The sequence below is a fragment of the Streptomyces brasiliensis genome, assembly GCF_014647875.1.
In the GTDB taxonomy this organism is placed as follows: domain Bacteria; phylum Actinomycetota; class Actinomycetes; order Streptomycetales; family Streptomycetaceae; genus Streptomyces; species Streptomyces brasiliensis.
Genome location: NZ_BMQA01000004.1, coordinates 184,811 through 200,096 on the forward strand (window position 1 = coordinate 184,811; position 15,286 = coordinate 200,096).

The 15,286-nt window shown below is 72.2% G+C and carries 15 protein-coding genes; 4 read left to right on the forward strand and 11 right to left on the reverse strand.

Annotated elements, in window-relative coordinates:
* Window positions 1-22: 22 nt before the first annotated feature.
* Complete coding sequence (locus IEZ19_RS08555; RefSeq protein ID WP_189310474.1) at window positions 23-673, reverse strand: alpha-ketoglutarate-dependent dioxygenase AlkB family protein; 651 nt, start codon at window positions 671-673, stop codon at window positions 23-25.
* Between the two features lie 81 nt (window positions 674-754).
* Between IEZ19_RS08555 and IEZ19_RS08560 the strand changes: the two genes are divergently transcribed.
* On the forward strand, window positions 755-1,888 hold the full coding sequence (locus IEZ19_RS08560) for a methyltransferase (RefSeq protein WP_189310475.1): 1,134 nt from the start codon (window positions 755-757) through the stop codon (window positions 1,886-1,888).
* Here the strand turns inward: IEZ19_RS08560 and IEZ19_RS08565 are convergent.
* The 3 genes from IEZ19_RS08565 to IEZ19_RS08575 are packed head-to-tail and all read right to left on the reverse strand — an operon-like array spanning window position 1,878 to window position 4,470.
* Window positions 1,878-2,657: a helix-turn-helix domain-containing protein gene (locus tag IEZ19_RS08565; RefSeq protein WP_189310476.1), complete on the reverse strand. Its 780-nt coding sequence runs from the start codon at window positions 2,655-2,657 to the stop codon at window positions 1,878-1,880. The genes IEZ19_RS08560 and IEZ19_RS08565 overlap by 11 nt on opposite strands.
* Window positions 2,658-2,669: 12 nt before the next feature.
* Window positions 2,670-3,554: a class II fructose-bisphosphate aldolase gene (locus IEZ19_RS08570; RefSeq protein WP_189310477.1), complete on the reverse strand. Its 885-nt coding sequence runs from the start codon at window positions 3,552-3,554 to the stop codon at window positions 2,670-2,672.
* Window positions 3,555-3,588: 34 nt separating this feature from the next.
* Window positions 3,589-4,470 (reverse strand): SIS domain-containing protein, encoded by an 882-nt coding sequence (locus tag IEZ19_RS08575; protein ID WP_189310478.1) that lies wholly within the window; start codon window positions 4,468-4,470, stop codon window positions 3,589-3,591.
* A gap of 119 nt (window positions 4,471-4,589) precedes the next feature.
* On the opposite strand from IEZ19_RS08575, the gene IEZ19_RS08580 reads away from it, so the two are divergent.
* A complete protein-coding gene (locus IEZ19_RS08580) occupies window positions 4,590-5,369 on the forward strand; it encodes a DeoR/GlpR family DNA-binding transcription regulator (protein WP_189310479.1) in 780 nt (259 codons plus the stop codon).
* A gap of 17 nt (window positions 5,370-5,386) precedes the next feature.
* On the opposite strand, the gene IEZ19_RS08585 is transcribed toward IEZ19_RS08580, so the two are convergent.
* Window positions 5,387-5,782: a luciferase domain-containing protein gene (locus IEZ19_RS08585; RefSeq protein WP_189310480.1), complete on the reverse strand. Its 396-nt coding sequence runs from the start codon at window positions 5,780-5,782 to the stop codon at window positions 5,387-5,389.
* Between the two features lie 399 nt (window positions 5,783-6,181).
* On the opposite strand from IEZ19_RS08585, the gene IEZ19_RS08590 reads away from it, so the two are divergent.
* Complete coding sequence (locus tag IEZ19_RS08590; protein WP_189310481.1) at window positions 6,182-7,051, forward strand: helix-turn-helix domain-containing protein; 870 nt, start codon at window positions 6,182-6,184, stop codon at window positions 7,049-7,051.
* Window positions 7,052-7,124: 73 nt separating this feature from the next.
* Here IEZ19_RS08590 and IEZ19_RS08595 read toward each other — a convergent pair whose 3' ends face one another.
* Genes IEZ19_RS08595 through IEZ19_RS08605 form a run of 3 tightly spaced genes read right to left on the reverse strand, consistent with a single transcriptional unit; the run spans window position 7,125 to window position 11,513 of the window.
* Window positions 7,125-7,793: a CoA transferase subunit A gene (locus IEZ19_RS08595; RefSeq protein WP_189310482.1), complete on the reverse strand. Its 669-nt coding sequence runs from the start codon at window positions 7,791-7,793 to the stop codon at window positions 7,125-7,127.
* Between the two features lies 1 nt (window position 7,794).
* Window positions 7,795-9,567, reverse strand: coding sequence for an FAD-dependent oxidoreductase (locus tag IEZ19_RS08600; RefSeq protein WP_189310483.1), 1,773 nt, complete (start codon window positions 9,565-9,567; stop codon window positions 7,795-7,797).
* Window positions 9,564-11,513: a maleylacetate reductase and hydroxyquinol 1,2-dioxygenase domain-containing protein gene (locus IEZ19_RS08605; protein ID WP_189310484.1), complete on the reverse strand. Its 1,950-nt coding sequence runs from the start codon at window positions 11,511-11,513 to the stop codon at window positions 9,564-9,566. The genes IEZ19_RS08600 and IEZ19_RS08605 overlap by 4 nt, the downstream gene beginning before the upstream one ends.
* Window positions 11,514-11,736: 223 nt before the next feature.
* Between IEZ19_RS08605 and IEZ19_RS08610 the strand changes: the two genes are divergently transcribed.
* Entirely contained in the window at window positions 11,737-12,246 is a 510-nt protein-coding gene (locus IEZ19_RS08610; protein WP_189310485.1) for a 4-hydroxylaminobenzoate lyase, read from the forward strand.
* 14 nt (window positions 12,247-12,260) lie between these two features.
* Here IEZ19_RS08610 and IEZ19_RS08615 read toward each other — a convergent pair whose 3' ends face one another.
* The 3 genes from IEZ19_RS08615 to IEZ19_RS08625 all read right to left on the reverse strand — a co-directional run bounded on the left by IEZ19_RS08615 (window position 12,261) and on the right by IEZ19_RS08625 (window position 15,282).
* A complete protein-coding gene (locus IEZ19_RS08615) occupies window positions 12,261-13,901 on the reverse strand; it encodes a thiamine pyrophosphate-binding protein (protein WP_189310486.1) in 1,641 nt (546 codons plus the stop codon).
* A complete protein-coding gene (locus IEZ19_RS08620) occupies window positions 13,901-14,683 on the reverse strand; it encodes a cyclase family protein (RefSeq protein WP_189310487.1) in 783 nt (260 codons plus the stop codon). The genes IEZ19_RS08615 and IEZ19_RS08620 overlap by 1 nt, the downstream gene beginning before the upstream one ends.
* A gap of 104 nt (window positions 14,684-14,787) precedes the next feature.
* The gene (locus IEZ19_RS08625; protein WP_189310488.1) at window positions 14,788-15,282 is read right to left on the reverse strand and encodes a PaaI family thioesterase; all 495 of its coding nucleotides are present in this window, start codon (window positions 15,280-15,282) and stop codon (window positions 14,788-14,790) included.
* Window positions 15,283-15,286: the final 4 nt, after the last annotated feature.

Consider the following 15,286-nt stretch of genomic DNA (forward strand, 5'->3'; position numbering starts at 1 on the left):
CGTGCTCGTCCGTCGTCGCCACCTAGAAGCCACTCACGCGCAGGGTGATGTTCAGCCGCCCCGTGAGTCCCAACGCGGGTGGCGCCGTGCCGGGGTGGACCCGCGGCACCCCGTGGTACGCGAGCCGGGACGGACCACCGAAGACGAACAGGTCCCCGCCGCGCAGTTCGACGTCCGTGTACGGCCTGGCCCGGGTCTCGGTGTTGCCGAACCGGAAGACGCAGGTGTCGCCGAGGCTCAGTGACACCACCGGGGCGTCGGACCGCTCGTCGCCGTCGCGGTGCATGCCCATACGGGCGTCCCCGTCGTAGAAGTTGATCAGCGCGATGTCGTACGCCGCCCCGGCCGCGGCCTCCGGACCGAGCGCATCGGCGACCGCCCTGCGGCCGAGGTCGCCCAGCCAGGAGGGGAAGGGTTTCACCGGCGTCCCGTCGCCGTCGACGACGGTGCGGGCGTAGGCGTACGGATACCAGTGCCAGCCCAGGCACACCTGGCGCGCGGTCATCGTGCCGCCGCCCGGTGTGCGGACCGTGCGCAGGCCCGCGGGCGGACGCGCCCACTCCCGGCAGGCCGCGAGCAGCTCGCGCTGCGCGTCCGGGTCCAGCCAGTCGGGCACGTGCGCGGCGCCCGGGGCGATCTGCGCGCGCTGTCTGGGGAACAGTTCCGCCTCCACGTCCTCCATCCTGCCCGAAGGATCCAGCCGACCGGCCCTGAGCTGGGGCTCCGCTAGCCTGGACGCACGATGAACGACCGTATGACGACTCCGTGGGGCGAGTTCGAGCTGTCCCGTTTCCCCGAGGATCCACGCGACCGGCTGCGTGCCTGGGACGCCTCCGACGCGTATCTGCTGCGGCACCTGTCCGAGGAGCGGATCCCCCTGTCCGGCGCGGTCGTGGTCGTCGGGGACCGCTGGGGCGCGCTGGTGACGGCGCTGGCGGAGCACCGGCCGGTGCAGGTCACCGACTCGTTCCTCGGCCGGGAGGCGACGCGCGCGAACCTCGCACGGGCTGGCGTCGAGCCCGGTGCCGTGGGTCTGCTCACCACGCAGGATCCGCCGCCGGAGCGCGTCGACGTGCTCCTCGTCCGGGTGCCGAAGAGCCTGGCGCTGCTCGAGGACCAGCTGCTGCGGCTCGCCCCCGCCGTGCACGCGGGCACGGTCGTCGTCGGCACGGGCATGGTGAAGGAGATCCACACCTCGACGCTCCAGCTGTTCGAGCGGATCATCGGCCCGACCAGGACGTCGCTCGCGCGGCAGAAGGCCCGGCTGATCTTCAGCACCCCGGAGCCGTCGCGGGAGCGCCCCGCCAACCCGTGGCCGTACACGTACGACCTGCCCGAGGGCATCGGTCCGGTGTCGGGGCACCCGGTCGTCAACCACGCGGGTGTCTTCTGCGCCGACCGGCTCGACATCGGCACCCGGTTCTTCCTCGGCCATCTGCCCGAGACCCGGGGCGTGCGCCGGGTGGTGGACCTGGGGTGCGGGAACGGTGTCGTGGGTACGGCGGTGGCGCTGGCCGATCCCGAGGCCGAGGTGCTGTTCGTGGACGAGTCGTACCAGGCGGTGGCGTCGGCGGAGGCGACGTACAAGGCCAACGGGGTGCCCGGGCACGCGGAGTTCCGGGTCGGCGACGGGCTGGCTGGGGTCGCCGCGGGCAGCGTGGACGTCGTGCTGAACAATCCGCCGTTCCACTCGCACCAGGCGACCAGCGACGCGACCGCCTGGCGGATGTTCACCGGGGCGAAGCGCGCGCTGCGGCCCGGCGGCGAGCTGTGGGTGGTCGGCAACCGGCATCTGGGCTATCACGTGACGCTGCGGCGGCTGTTCGGCGCCAGTGAACTGGTGGCCAGTGACTCGAAGTTCGTGGTGCTGAAGGCCGTCAAGCAGTAGCGTCCGCGTGCAACGCCCGGGGTGAGACGCCGAGTTCGCGGCGGCACGCCTTGTTGAAGGCCTGCAGGTCCGGGATGCCGACGGACGCGGCAACGGCGGGGATGGACAGGGTCGTGGCGTGCAGCAGGTGACGGGCCCGGTCGAGTCTGCGCCGGCGGATGTGCGTGACCACGGTGTCGCCGGTGGCGGCGCGGAAGAGCCGGGTCAGATGGTTGTGCGAGACGCCTGCCGCGCGGGCGACGTCCGGGACGGTGAGCGGTCCGGCCAGGTGCGCCTCGATGTGGGCGAGGGCGGCGCTGACCGCCGGGTGCGTGCCGGGGCGCCGCTGTGCTGCGGGGGCCAGGTGGGCGATGCGCCACAGGGCGGTCCGGATCTCGGCGCGGGCGCGTTCGGGCTCGCGCGGGGCGGCGGTCACGGCCTGCCGCACCAGGGCGGTGAGCAGGGGCAGTTCGGGTCCGGTGTCCTGGACGACGGGGACGGTGCGGGCAGGGCCGGTGGTGGCCGGGATGCGCAGATGGGCGTAGAGGTGTTCGGAGCGGCCCCGGTAGCGGAAGTGGACGGTCGTGTCCGGCGGGACGAGGCTCACCCGTCCCGGGCGGACGATGTGCGGCGTTCCGTCGACGACGAGTTCGGCGTCGTAGGCGTAGAGGTGCAGTTGCCACAGCTCCGGCAGCCGGAAGACGTCCGTGGGGCTCGCGACGCCGTGCACACCCACCCCCGCCTGGGCCACGACGGGCGGTTCGCCGAGGTGGAGGCGGGTGTGGCGCATGGCGGGAACGTATCAGGGGTGGGAGCGGGCGAGGACGTGGATGATCCGTGTGACCTCGCGGACCATCGCCTCCCGGCCGACGGCCAGGTACTTGCGCGAGTCGACGGCCTCCGGGTGGTCGGCGAGGAAGTCCCGGATCGCGGCGGTCATCGCCACGTTGAGGGCGGTGCCGACGTTGACCTTGGCCATGCCGCCCGCGACCGCCGCGGCCAGTCCGTCGTCCGGCACCCCGGAGGAGCCGTGCAGGACGAGCGGCACGGGCAGGGCGGCCGACAGCCGTTCGAGGAGGTCGTGGTCGAGGGCGGCGGTGCGGGTGGTCATCGCGTGGACGCTGCCCACGGCGACCGCGAGGGCGTCGACACCGGTGTCGGCGACGAACGCGCGGGCCTCGTCGGGGTCGGTACGGGCGCCGGGTGCATGGGCGTCCAGCGGCGGCTGCGCGGCATTCCCCCGTCCACCCTGCCCTGCTTTGCCGCCGACCTCGCCCAACTCGGCCTCGATCCAGAGGCCTTGGGAGTGGGCCCAGTCGGCGGCGGCCCGGGTGGCGGTGAGGTTCTCGGCGTACGGCAGGCGGGCCGCGTCGTACATCACGGAGCCGAAGCCTGCACCGGGCGCCTGGCGCAGCAGGTCGTCGCTCTGGACGTGGTCGAGGTGCAACGCGACCGGCACGGCCGCACGCTCGGCGGCGGCGACGGCCGCGCGGGCCAGCGGGAGCAGCCGTCCGTAGCGGAACTTCACGGCGTTCTCGCTGACTTGGAGGACCACAGGCGCGCCCGCCGCCTCGGCGCCGGCGATGACGGCCTCGACGTGTTCCAGGGTGATGACGTTGAACGCGGCGACGGCGGAGTGCGCCGCTGCGGCGCGGGTGACCAGCTCACCGGTGGGTGCGAGGGGCACGGTCTCTCCTTTCGGGCCGGATCTTCCCTGTCGGTCAGGGGGCGAGGATCACCGAGCGCGTGAGGTGACGGGGCCGGTCGGGGTCGAGGCCGCGGCGGGCGGCGACGGCCACGGCGAGCCGCTGGGCGCGGACGAGTTCGGCGAGCGGGTCGAGCGAGCCCTGGATCCACAACCCGCCCGTGGCGCGCACCTGTTCGGCGAGCCCTTCGGGTGCCACGTCGAGCGTCCAGGTGGCGGTGCCGTGGGTGGTGATGCTGATGGGGCCGTGTCGGTACTCCATCGCCGGGTAGGCCTCGGTCCAGGACAGTGAGGCCTCGCGCATCTTCAGCCCGGCCTCGTTGGCGAGCCCGGTACTCCAGCCGCGGCCGAGGAAGGTGAACTGGGTGCACTCGACGAGGCCCGCGGGCAGCGGAGTCGACAGCGCGGTGCGGGCGTCGGCGACGACGGCGTCCGTGTGCAGGCCGAGGTGGGCGCGCAGCAGGGTGAGGGCGGTGGTCGCGAACCGGGTCTGCACGACGGAGCGTTCGTCGGCGAAGTCCAGCACGACCATCTCGTCGGCCGCCGCCATCACCGGGGTCTCCGGGTCGGCGGTGACGGCGGTCGTTTGGGTACGCCCCTTCAACTGCCCCAGCAGATCGAGCACTTCGGTGGTGGTGCCGGAGCGGGTGAGGGCCACCACACGGTCGTACGAGCGGCCGTACGGGAACTCGGACGCGGCGAAGGCGTCCGTCTCGCCCAGGCCCGCGCCCTCGCGCAGGGCTGCGGCGGCCTGCGCCATGAAGTACGAGGTGCCGCACCCGACGATCGCCACCCGCTCCCCCGGCGCCGGCAGCGCACCGGCGTGCCCCGTCGCCAGCTCGGCCGCGCGGGTCCAGCACTCGGGCTGGCTGTTCAGCTCGTCCTCGACATGGGTCATGCCGCGCCCCTCCGCTGCTGATTTTTCCTGCAAGATATAGCGAAGTTTCGAGCATAATCAAGCATTTGACGAGGTGGGGTGCGCTAGGGTCGCGGAGGATCGAGGAACGGAGGCCGCGGATGTCGCGCGACGCCCGCTGGAAGGCGCTGCTGGAGCTGCTCGTCGAGCGCGGCCGGCTGGACGTCGAGGAGGCGGCCGCCGAGTTGTCGGTCTCGGCCGCGACGATCCGACGGGACTTCGACCAGCTCGCCGAGCAGCAGATGCTGGTGCGCACCCGGGGCGGTGCGGTGGTGCACGGGGTCTCGTACGAGCTGCCGCTGCGCTACAAGACGGCGCGCCGCGCCTCCGAGAAGCAGCGCATCGCCGAGGCGGTGGCCGGCCTCATCGCGCCCGGCGAGGCCGTGGGCCTGACCGGCGGCACGACCACGACGGAGGTGGCCCGCGCACTGGCCGTGCGCGCCGATCTCACCACCGGCTCACCTGCGTTGACCGTCGTGACCAATGCGCTCAACATCGCCAACGAACTCGCCGTGCGGCCCCAGTTCAAGATCGTGGTGACCGGCGGGGTCGCACGCCCGCAGTCGTACGAACTCATCGGGCCGCTCGCGGACGGTGTGCTCGGGCAGATCACGATCGACGTGGCCGTGCTCGGGGTGGTCGCCTTCGACGCGACGCACGGCGCGGCGGCGCACGACGAGGCGGAGGCCGCGATCAACCGGCTGCTGTGCGAACGAGCGGAGAGAGTGATCGTCGCGGCGGACTCCAGCAAGCTGGGGCAGCGGGCGTTCGCCCGGATCTGCGGGGCCGAGCTGGTGGACACGCTCGTGACGGACACGGCGGCGGCACCGGAGGCGGTGCGCCGGTTCGAGGAGGCGGGGATCCGGGTCGTCGTCGTGTGACCACCCGTCGCGCGGTGTCAGATCCAGCCGGGGACGACCCGCACGAATCCCGCGCCCCGCTGGTCGTTGCAGCCGATCTCGGGCCGGCCGGCGGGGTCGGGCCAGGCCTGCTGTGCCTGGAGGGCGACGCTGACCAGCGTCATCAGGAGGTCGACGTCGCTCGCCGCGTCGAGACGTATGGTCACCCACTGCGAGCCCGGCACGATGCGGATCGCGCCCGCGCTCCGGAGGTCGTCGGCGAACCGCCGGATGGCACGGGTGGTGAGATGCAGGTCCACATCGCGATCCGAGTGGAAGTGGACGATCTCGCCCTGCAGGGAACTGAGCCCCTGTCCCAGACCGCAACTCGGCACGGCCTGTCGCAGGTCGGGCCAGGTCGCCAGTTGCGCGAGCGCGCGCGAGGCCAACGTCATGGGCCCATCATGGCTTGCTCACCATCTCGCAACCAGTTCGTTCGCCGGCATTAACCAACCTGTTTCGACAGTTTGTCCGAACATGCACCAAAGGAGCGAGCTTGCGGCCGCGTTTCGCGGCAGGGCGGAGTCGCACGGCGAACGGCGGGACATGCGGCGCCCGTTGGCCGACACGCGGAATCGCGCGGGACGGTGAGACGACGGCGGTCATCGGCGACGCGGCGGTGCGGGCCGTTCCACGGCGCCCCTCCACGTACGAGTGGTTCTGGACGCGACGGCATCACGCAAGTTCCGAGTGGGCATACCGCGGGCCGGTCGGGCCCTTGCGGACATCTCTTCCCGCACATTCCCTCTTCATTTAGGATTCAACTACAGGCGGTGCAGCAAGGAGGTCGCACCATGACGGAACTCGGTCTGGCCGACACGGTCGGGATCCTGCGGCAGCCCGGAGTACGGGGGCGCACCAGCAGTTCGGGGCTCGGATGGGAACGCCTGTATCTGTCCGCGCAGGCGGAGGAGCCCTACCGGGCGGCCTTCGAGCCCGCGGCCACACATCTGCTGATCCTGCACCTCAACGGGCCCGTCACGGTGAGCCGGGGCCGGGGCGCGGCGACGCGGTCACGGACCGTTCCGGCCGGCGGTCTCTTCCTGCAGCCCGCCGGACGCACCCTTTCCGTGGAACTGTGCGGCCAGTTGGACACGATCCACGCCTATCTCACGGACGACGCGCTGCGCGAGGCGAACGACGGGCGCCCCGTGGAGCTGTCCGAGGAGCTGGGGGCGACGGATCCGCTCGCCGAGCAGCTGATGCTCTCGCTGGAGGGCGCCGTGCGAGCGTGGGAGCCGGCGGCGCGGACGTACACCGACCAGCTGACCTCGATGCTCGCCGCGCAGCTCGTGCGCCGGCACCACGCCGGTACCCCGGCGCCGCGGGCCGCACCGTGCGGGCTGTCCGAGCGGCAGCTGTCCGCCGTGCGCGATCTCATGGAGGAGCGGCTGGCCGAGCCCCTGCCGATCGCGGACCTCGCCGCCGCGGCCTCGCTGAGCGGCAGCCAGTTCACCCGGCAGTTCCGGGTGAGCACGGGTCGGTCACCGCACCAGTACCTGCTCAAGCTGCGCCTGGAGCGGGCGTGCCGGCTGCTGCGGTCGGGCTCCCTGCCGATCGCCGAGGTGGCCGTGGACTGCGGTTTCTCGCATCAGGAGCACCTCACCCGGGTGATGCGCGCCCGGCTCGGCACGACGCCGGCCGCCCTGCGCCGCACCGGCTGAGGGGGGGCGACGACCGCCGTACGTCAGCGTTCCGCGTTCCTGTCCCCGGCTGAGGACGGCCGACCGCCGTACGTCAGCGTTCCGCATTCCGCTCCCCGGCTGACGGTCGCGGTCGTACGTCAGCGCTCCAGCACCAGGGCCCGCGGGGCGGCGCCATGGACCTCGTCCACGGCGTCCGCCGCGTCAGGGCCGCGCCGTGGAACACGAGGTTGCCGTGCCGGTCCCCGCGCGCGGCCCGTGGTCGACGCCGTCGAAGGTGCGTATCTCCTTGGGCGGCGAAGCCACGGCGACAGACCCTCCCCCCGGACGCCGTACAGGAGGTGCCCCGAGGGCCGTACCGCCACGGCAGTCCGCCCTCGGCGACCTGGGTGCCGACGCCGGCCGGGGTGTAGAAGGCCGGTATGCCGCTGCCGCCGGCCCGCAGCCGCTCGGCGAGGGTGCACTGCGGGGTCAGTTCGACCTCCAGCTCGCCCGCGAGGTACTGGCGCGCGAACTCCTTGTTGTCGCCGATGTACGAGCCGGTGACCCGGGCGATACGGCCCGCGGCCAGCAGGATGCCGAGGCCGCGTCCGTCGACGCCGCAGTTGTTCGACACGACCGTGAGGCCGCTCGCGCCGGCCGCGTACAGGGCTCCGATGAGAACCTCGGGGACGCCGCTCAGGCCGAAGCCGCCGACGGCGAACGACTGGCCGTCCCGCGCGTCCGCCAGGGCCTCTTCGGCCGAGGCCACCTGCTTGTCCATGTCATCGCCCCAGGATCCGGCGCAGGGCGCCGAGGAGTTCGTCCCGCGCCGCCGCCTCCGAGTCGGGCGCGTCGGCGCGCCGCCAGGCAACATGGCCGTCCGGGCGCACCAGGAGAACGCCCTCCTCGCCGATCTCGCTGACGCGACTCCATTCGCCGTACGCGTCACGGGAGTTGCCGTCGCCGACGCGCACGAACCGCAGCGGGACACCGAGTTCGTCCCGGCTCGCGCTCGCCGCGGCCTCCCAGACATGACCCGACAGTCCGGTCAGCACGGCGAAGACGCCCTTGCCGACGACGTCGAGTGTGGAGACGCGCTCGCCCTCGGAACCGACGAGCCAGGCGTGCGGGAGCTTGGCGCCGGGCCGGGTGGTCGGACGGTGGACCAACTCCTGGTCTTGGACCCAGACTTCGGCAGGGCTGTCGTCGGGCAGGACAGCGGTGGAGTCGTAGCGCTGGTTCATCTCGACGCCGTGCGCGTTGAACTCGTAGTTCTTGAGCTGGATCGCCTCTTCCAGCAGACGCCGCTTCTTGGCGCCCTCGGAAGTACGGGACCCGAGGGCCGCGAGCCCCTCGGCGATGGCCTGCTCGTCGCTGCCGGCGCCGACGCCGAGCACGTCGAAGATCGGGCCGAACTGGTCGCGGCTCAGATTGGCCCGGTCGACGATCTGCCGTCCGACAGGTGCGCGTTCGGCGGTGTAGCTGTCGAGGAGCGAAGGTCCGGCCTCGCCACGGACCACCATGGCGAGCTTCCAGGCGAGGTTGTACGCGTCCTGGATCGAGGTGTTGGAGCCGAGCCCGTTGGACGGCGGATGACGGTGCACTGCGTCCCCGGCACAGAACACCCGGCCGGACGAATAGGCCTTGGCGTAGGTGTGGTTGACGGTCCACAGCGAGGTCGACGTGATCTCCACGGGCAGGTCGGGGTCGCCGACGAGGTCGCGGACGATCCGCCGCGCCTCCTCCTCGGTCACCTCCGGCGGCGGCTGTTCGATGTCGTACCCCCACACGAGCAGCCACTCGTTCCACGGCCGGACCATGCGGACGAGACCCATGCCGATGCCGCCGGTCTCCGCGCCGGGCCGCAGCACCCAGTACAGGACGCTGGGCCGGTGCGAGCAGTAGCGGGCGAGGTCGGCCTTGAAGACGATGTTCATGCTGCCGGCCTTGGCCGTCCGCCCGTCGAAGGGCAGCCCGAGCTGCTCGGCGATCGTGCTGCGTCCGCCGTCGGCGCCCACGAGATAACGGGCCCGTACGGTGAACTCGTCGCCGCGGACCCGGTCGCGCAGCCGGGCCGTGACGCCGTCCTCGTCCTGGGTGAAGTCGAGGAACTCGGTGTCGAAACGGACCTTGGCGCCGCGAGCGGCCGCGTTGCTCACCAGGATCGGCTCCAGATAGGTCTGGGGCAGGTCGATCATCTGGCTGGGGCTCTTGGAGGCGTACTCGGTGGCCGACGCGGGTCCGGTGCCCCAGCTGCGGATACGGCCGATCTCCTGCCCGGTGAGCGCGGTGCACAGCACCGTGTCGCCCATGAGGTGCGACGGGCTGCCGAGGGCGAGTGCCTCGGACTCGACGCCGAGGTCGCGCAGGACCTCCATGGTGCGCTGGTTGGTGATGTGGGCGCGCGGGGTGTTGGCCAGCCAGCCGTACTTCGTCACCAGCAGGGTGCGGATGCCGTAGGTGGCGAGCAGCAGGGCGGTCGAACCGCCTGCGGGGCCACTGCCGACGACGAGGACGTCGGTGTCGTAGGCGGCGGGTGCCTTGGATGTGGTCATGGGCGGAGGCTCCTCGTGCGGTCGGCCAGGGGGGCGATGCGGAAGGTGTAGTCGAGCCGGCGCCACTCCCCGTCGACGGGGCGGCCGTCGGGGGTGGGTCCGGTGTGCGGCGTGAAGTCGACGACGAGTTCGTCCTTGACGCCGAAGACCGTGTCGCTGTCCAGGTAGTCGCCGCCCGCCACGAACAGCTGCGTGACGAGCTTGCGGTGACCCGGCGCGTCGATCATGAAGTGAAGGTGGGGTGCCCGGTAGCGATGGCGGCCGACGGCGGCGAGCATGTGCCCGACCGGGCCGTCCCCGGGGATCGGGTAGGCGGCCGGGAGGATCGACCAGAAGGTGAGCCGTCCCCCGGTGTCGGTGCGCAGCCGGGCGCGCAGCACCGGCCCGTCCAGGTCGGGGAGTTGGACGTCGTAGAAGCCGTCCTCGTTGGACTGCCAGACGTCCACGACGGCGTCCTCGAGCGGTTCGCCGTCGGTGTCCGTGATCCGTACGTCGACCCACAGCGGTGTGCCGGGCAGTCCCCCGGCGATGTCGCTGCCGTGCTCGGCCTCGGGCGGGCCCGGTGTGTAGAAGGGGCCGAGCACGGCGGACGGAGTGGTCGTGGGCGTACGGGAGTTGGTGAGCAGGTCGACCGCGCTGGAGACGCCGAGGGTGTCCGAGAGGAGCACGAACTCCTGCCGGGTATCCGTGCAGATCTGGCCGGTGCGGGTGAGGTAGTCGATGGCGTACTGCCATTCGGCGTCGGTGACGTCGTTGGCGGCGACGAAGGCGTGCAGACGCCGGACGAGGTCGCTGAGCAGGGTGCGGACCCGGGCGTCGGGCGCCTGGCCGAAGCCGGCCACCACCTGCTCGGTGAGCCGGGCCAGCTTGGTCTCGGTGGACGACGGTCCCTCGGGGCGGCGTCCGTGCCAGGCTTCGGTCAGCAGCTCGGTGATGCCCTCGGCGGTCACCGGGCGCGGGTTGGGGTACGGCGTCGACGTGGCCAGTTCCGCGGCACGGTCGAGGCCGGCCTGAGGCATGCCGAGGTCGCGCAGCGAGGTCGGCCCGCCCAGGGAGGCGACCAGGTCGTACATGCCCGAGGGTGCGTCCGGGACGCCGAGGGCGTCGGCGATGCGGCGCATCACGTCGGGGGCCGCCTCGGCGTTGTAGGCCATGACGTGCGGCAGGACGACGGTGTGGGTCGGGGCGTGCGGCAGGTCGAAGCTGCCGCCGAGGGTGTGGCACAGCTTGTGGTGCAGGCCCATGCCGACCGTGGCGAGACAGATTCCGGCGAGCCAGGCGGCGTGCAACAGGTCGGCGCGTGCCTCCCCGTCGGCGGGGTTCTCGGCGAGGCGGGGCAGAGAGCGTGCGACGAGGGAGATCGCGTCGAGCGCCTGCCGGTCGGTGACCGGGTTGGCGTCGGCGGAGTACAGGGCCTCGACGGCGTGCGCGAGGGCGTTGACACCGCTCGTGATCGTGAGGGGCAGCGGCAGGGTGAGGGTGAAGTCGACGTCGTAGACGACGGTTTCGGGGAGGATCTCCGGGGAGGACTGTGTGACCTTGCGGCCGTCCCGGGTCTCGCCGAGCACGGGGGTCACCTCGGAGCCGGCATAGGTGGTCGGCAGGATCACCTGCGGAAGACCGGTGCGCAGGGCGAGGGCCTTGGACAGTCCCGTGGTCGAGCCGCCCCCGAGGGCCACGATGCCGTCGGCGGAGGACTCGCGGAGCACGGCGAGGGCCTGCTCCGTCACCTCCACCGGGGTGTGCATGGCCGCGCCGCCGAACTCCGCCGCCAGGCGGCCGCCGAGCGCCTCACGGACCCGCGCGGTGGCCGCCTCGAGATGCGGGCCGGACAGCAGCAGGACCCTGTCGCAGCCGAGCCGCTCCACCTCCTGGCGGAGCCGGTCGACCGCTCCGGAGCCGAAGACCACCCGTGAGGGATGGGATGTGTACACGAACGTCCGCATTGAGCTCCGCCTCCGCGAGTCATCCTGGGTGCGCCGGTCGCCTGAGCCACCGAGTATGCGAATGACGTCCGTGTGAACTCCTGCACGATCCGCGCGTTCGGCTGCACGAAACACGCGGATCGGGCGGTGTGTGCCGGCAAGGCGAAAGGAAAGTTACGTTACAGCTATTGACTGTAATCAAATGCCCTCCTGACCTCGAAGCAACCGAAGAGAGGAGCCCGCCATGCCGTCCGTTCAGGAGTTGATCGACCGGAGCATCCCGTTCCTGGAGGAGGTCAAGAACCGGACCGCCGGAGGCGACCTGGAGACCCGGCTCGACCAGACCCATGGACCCGGCACCCCGGTGTACGACGACCTGGCACGGCTGATCACCGCAGGCGTGCGGGACGGCTGGGCCGCCGCCGACGAACTCGACGGCCCGAAGTACCGGCGCGGCCGGCTCGCCGAACCCACCGCCGCGCTCAACTACTTCAGCGTCACCGCGGTGTACATGAACAGCGTGGAGCCCTACCGGGGCCAGTACCACCAGCATCCGTACGGCGAGTTGAACCTGGTGGTGCCGCTCGACCCGGAGGCCCGCCTGATGGGCCCGCGGGGCTGGTGCGGCCCGGGGTGGACCGCGCCGGAACCCGGGAGCCACCGCTACCCGGAGGTCAGGGGAGGCGCCCTGATCGCGCTGTTCTTCCTGCCGGCCGGGCGGATCTCGTACGACATCTCGGCGCCCGCCGACTGAGCCCGCGCTGCCCCTCAGTGGCCGCGGAACGCCTCCTCGAGCCACCACGCCCCGCGGTCGGCGGTCACCTTGGCGTCGACGAGCAGGGGCGCGGAGCGCGAGCCGCCGACCCAGTCGGCCACGCCCTTGAGGTCGGCACTCGTGCGCACGGTCACGGCCTCGAATCCGTAGCCGCGTGCCACGGCGGCGATGTCCGTGGGCGGGAACTCGACCGTGTCGAGCGGATACCCGTCCGGACCGAAGTGGTGGACCTCCGCTCCGTACGCGTCGTCGTTGTAGACGATCACGACCATCGGCAGCCCGAGCCGTCGTACGGTGTCGAGTTCCGCCGCGCCCATCAGTGCGCCGCCGTCGCCGAGCGCGGCCACCGGGAGCCGGTCCGGCCGTGCCAGCGCGGCGCCGATCGCGGTCGCGAGGCCGAGGCCGATCGACTGGAACGCCTGGGTGAAGCAGAAGCCGGACTCGTCCGGCACCGACAGATACATGCTCGGGTAGCCCATGAAATTGCCGGAGTCCACGCCGATGATCCGCTCCGCGGGAAGGATGTCGTCGAGGGCGATGCTCAGCGTGCGCGAGTCGATCCGGTCGCGGCCGCTCGTGTCCTCGTACGGCACGTCCCGCCAGCGCACACGCGCGGCGATGGCTCCGCCGATGGCCGGGGTCCGGTAACCCTGCCGTCGTACGCCGGCCGTCTCCCGCACGCGGCGTGCCGTGAGTTCCACGTCTCCGGTGACGCCGACGTGTACTTCGCGGTGTGCGCCGAGCGCGGACGCGTCGTCGTCGATCTGGGCCACGGTGGTACCGGCGCCGATCAGGCGGCCGTGCCGCATGGTCCACATGTTCAGCGCGCAGCCCCAGCCCACTACGAGGTCGGCGCCCTGGATCAGTTCGGCCGCCAGGGGCGAGGCGAAGCCGCCGGACACGTCGAGCGACCAGGGGTTCGCGTGGAACAGGCCGCGTGCCACGGCAGACGTCGCGAGCAGCGCGCCGCGGTCCTCGGCAAGCGCTTCGAGGGCGTCGCGGGCGCCGGGTGTACGGGCTCCCCGGCCGGCCACGAAGACGGGCTGCTGAGCCTGTTCGAGCGCTCGTGCCAGTGCCGTCACGTCGGCGTCCGACGGCTCCACGGGCACGCGCGCGGACGGCGGCGCGGTGAGGGCCAGGGCACCCTCGGGCACGTCCTGGGCCTGTACTCCGAGCGGGAGGTTGAGCAGCACGGTGCGCCGTTCGTGCAGGGCATGCCGGACCGCCGCACAGGTCTGACCCACCGCGTCCTCGGCCGACGTGACACGCATCGGGACGGCACCGACGGCGCGAGCCAGCGCTTCCTGGTCGATGTGGAAGTTGGAACGCGGCTCGGTCACCTCGGCCGCCAGCACGAGGAGCGGCGTACGGCTCTTGGCCGCCTCGGTGATGCCGGTGAGGGCGTTCGTCAGGCCGGGCCCCTGGTGGACGGAGAGCGCGGTGACCGTGCCGCTCACGCGCGCGTGGGCGTCGGCCATCGTCGCCGCGCCGCCCTCGTGGCGGGCGGCGACGAACCGCGATCCCGCCGCGACCATGGCGTTGGTCAGATGGAAGTTGCCCGACCCGACCACGCCGAAGACCTGTCCGACACCGGCCGCGGCCAGCGCCCGGCCGACTGCTTCCGCGGCCTTCATCACCGTTCCACCAGCGCGAGCACGCGCGCGGGAGCACCGGAGCCGGCGACGATGGGCAGCGGCCCGGCGATCACGACGGAGCCGGTCGGGGGGAGGGCCGCGAGGTTGCGCAGCTGGGTGAGCCCGTACTTGGCGCTGCCCATGAGGTAGGAGTGGCACGGGAAGGGCGGGTCGAACGAGTGGCCGCGTCCGGCGTCGGTGCCCACCGTCTCGACGCCGAGACCGAGCACCGGCGACTCCTGGGCCACCCAGCGGGCGCACTCCGGTGACAGGCCGGGGGTGTGCGGGCCGTTCTCGTCCGCGTTGAGGAAGCTCTCCTGGGAGTGCGAGCGGGTGTCCCAGCCGGTGCGCAGCAGCAGCCAGCCGCCGTCGGGCAGCGGACCGTGCTCGGCCTCCCAAGCCTTCACATGGTCCACCTCGACGAGGAAGTCCGGGTCCTTGCGCGCCTCGGCGGTGAAGTCAAGGACGGCGGCCGGTGCGATCAGCCGGTCCGCCGGGACGGACGCCACGTCGCCGAGGTCCTTCCCGGTCACCCAGTGGTTCGGGGCGTCGAAGTGGGTGCCGGTGTGCTCGCCGCTGCGGAAGTTGTTCCAGTACCAGGCCGGTCCCCGGTCGTCGTACCGGCTGATCTCCTCCAGTTCGAACACCGCCGTCTGGCCGAATTCAGGCGGCAGTTCGATGACCGGCGTGGACGACGACAGAGGCGAGGTGAGGTCGACGATCTGGATCGACCCGCCCCGCAACGCGGACACCAGCGAGGCGAGGACGGACGGCTCTGACATGGGGCCTCCAGTGCGTCAGTACGGAACTTTCAGCATGGCAGGCCGGTGGGGCAGTTGGTCAGAGGCGGGAACAGCCGGACGGGGGGGGAACCGATGTCGCCGTTTCAGGCCCCGGACACCGGGAACAGCAGACAGCTGCTGGTGGCGTGCGCGAGCAGGCGTTCCTTCGCGTCGACCAGGGTGGCCTGCGCGAGGGCGGTCGTACGGCCGCTGTTCACGACCGTGCCGATGGCGCGCACGGGGCCGGTGTCCACGGTGATGCGCCGAAGGAACTTCACGGTCAGGTCCAGCGAGGTGTAGCCCATGCCGGCGGGCAGCGTGGACTGCACCGCGCAGCCCGCCGCCGAGTCGAGCAGGGTCGCGTAGACGCCGCCGTGCACGCTGCCGATCGGGTTGTAGTGGTCCTCGCCCGGCGTCAGCGCGAACACCACCCGGCCCTCGTCCACCGCCTCGAGCCTGAAGTCCAGGGTGGCGAGGATGGGCGGTCCGGGCAGCCGCCCGGCCTGCATGTCGCGCAGGAAATCGAGGCCGGAGGCGCGGCCGACGGCCGCCGCCGAGACCGCGGGGTCCTCCCACTCGTACGTTCGTGTCCGTCCCACGGTG

Bases quoted from the DNA above. Each gene is read 5' to 3' on its own strand.
- IEZ19_RS08560 (WP_189310475.1), top strand. From the start codon at position 755: ATGACGACTCCGTGGGGCGAGTTCGAGCTGTCCCGTTTCCCCGAGGAT.
- IEZ19_RS08565 (WP_189310476.1), bottom strand. From the start codon at position 2,657: ATGCGCCACACCCGCCTCCACCTCGGCGAACCGCCCGTCGTGGCCCAG.
- IEZ19_RS08575 (WP_189310478.1), bottom strand. From the start codon at position 4,470: ATGACCCATGTCGAGGACGAGCTGAACAGCCAGCCCGAGTGCTGGACC.
- IEZ19_RS08580 (WP_189310479.1), top strand. From the start codon at position 4,590: ATGTCGCGCGACGCCCGCTGGAAGGCGCTGCTGGAGCTGCTCGTCGAG.
- IEZ19_RS08585 (WP_189310480.1), bottom strand. From the start codon at position 5,782: ATGACGTTGGCCTCGCGCGCGCTCGCGCAACTGGCGACCTGGCCCGAC.
- IEZ19_RS08590 (WP_189310481.1), top strand. From the start codon at position 6,182: ATGACGGAACTCGGTCTGGCCGACACGGTCGGGATCCTGCGGCAGCCC.
- IEZ19_RS08595 (WP_189310482.1), bottom strand. From the start codon at position 7,793: ATGGACAAGCAGGTGGCCTCGGCCGAAGAGGCCCTGGCGGACGCGCGG.
- IEZ19_RS08600 (WP_189310483.1), bottom strand. From the start codon at position 9,567: ATGACCACATCCAAGGCACCCGCCGCCTACGACACCGACGTCCTCGTC.
- IEZ19_RS08605 (WP_189310484.1), bottom strand. From the start codon at position 11,513: ATGCGGACGTTCGTGTACACATCCCATCCCTCACGGGTGGTCTTCGGC.
- IEZ19_RS08610 (WP_189310485.1), top strand. From the start codon at position 11,737: ATGCCGTCCGTTCAGGAGTTGATCGACCGGAGCATCCCGTTCCTGGAG.
- IEZ19_RS08615 (WP_189310486.1), bottom strand. From the start codon at position 13,901: ATGAAGGCCGCGGAAGCAGTCGGCCGGGCGCTGGCCGCGGCCGGTGTC.
- IEZ19_RS08620 (WP_189310487.1), bottom strand. From the start codon at position 14,683: ATGTCAGAGCCGTCCGTCCTCGCCTCGCTGGTGTCCGCGTTGCGGGGC.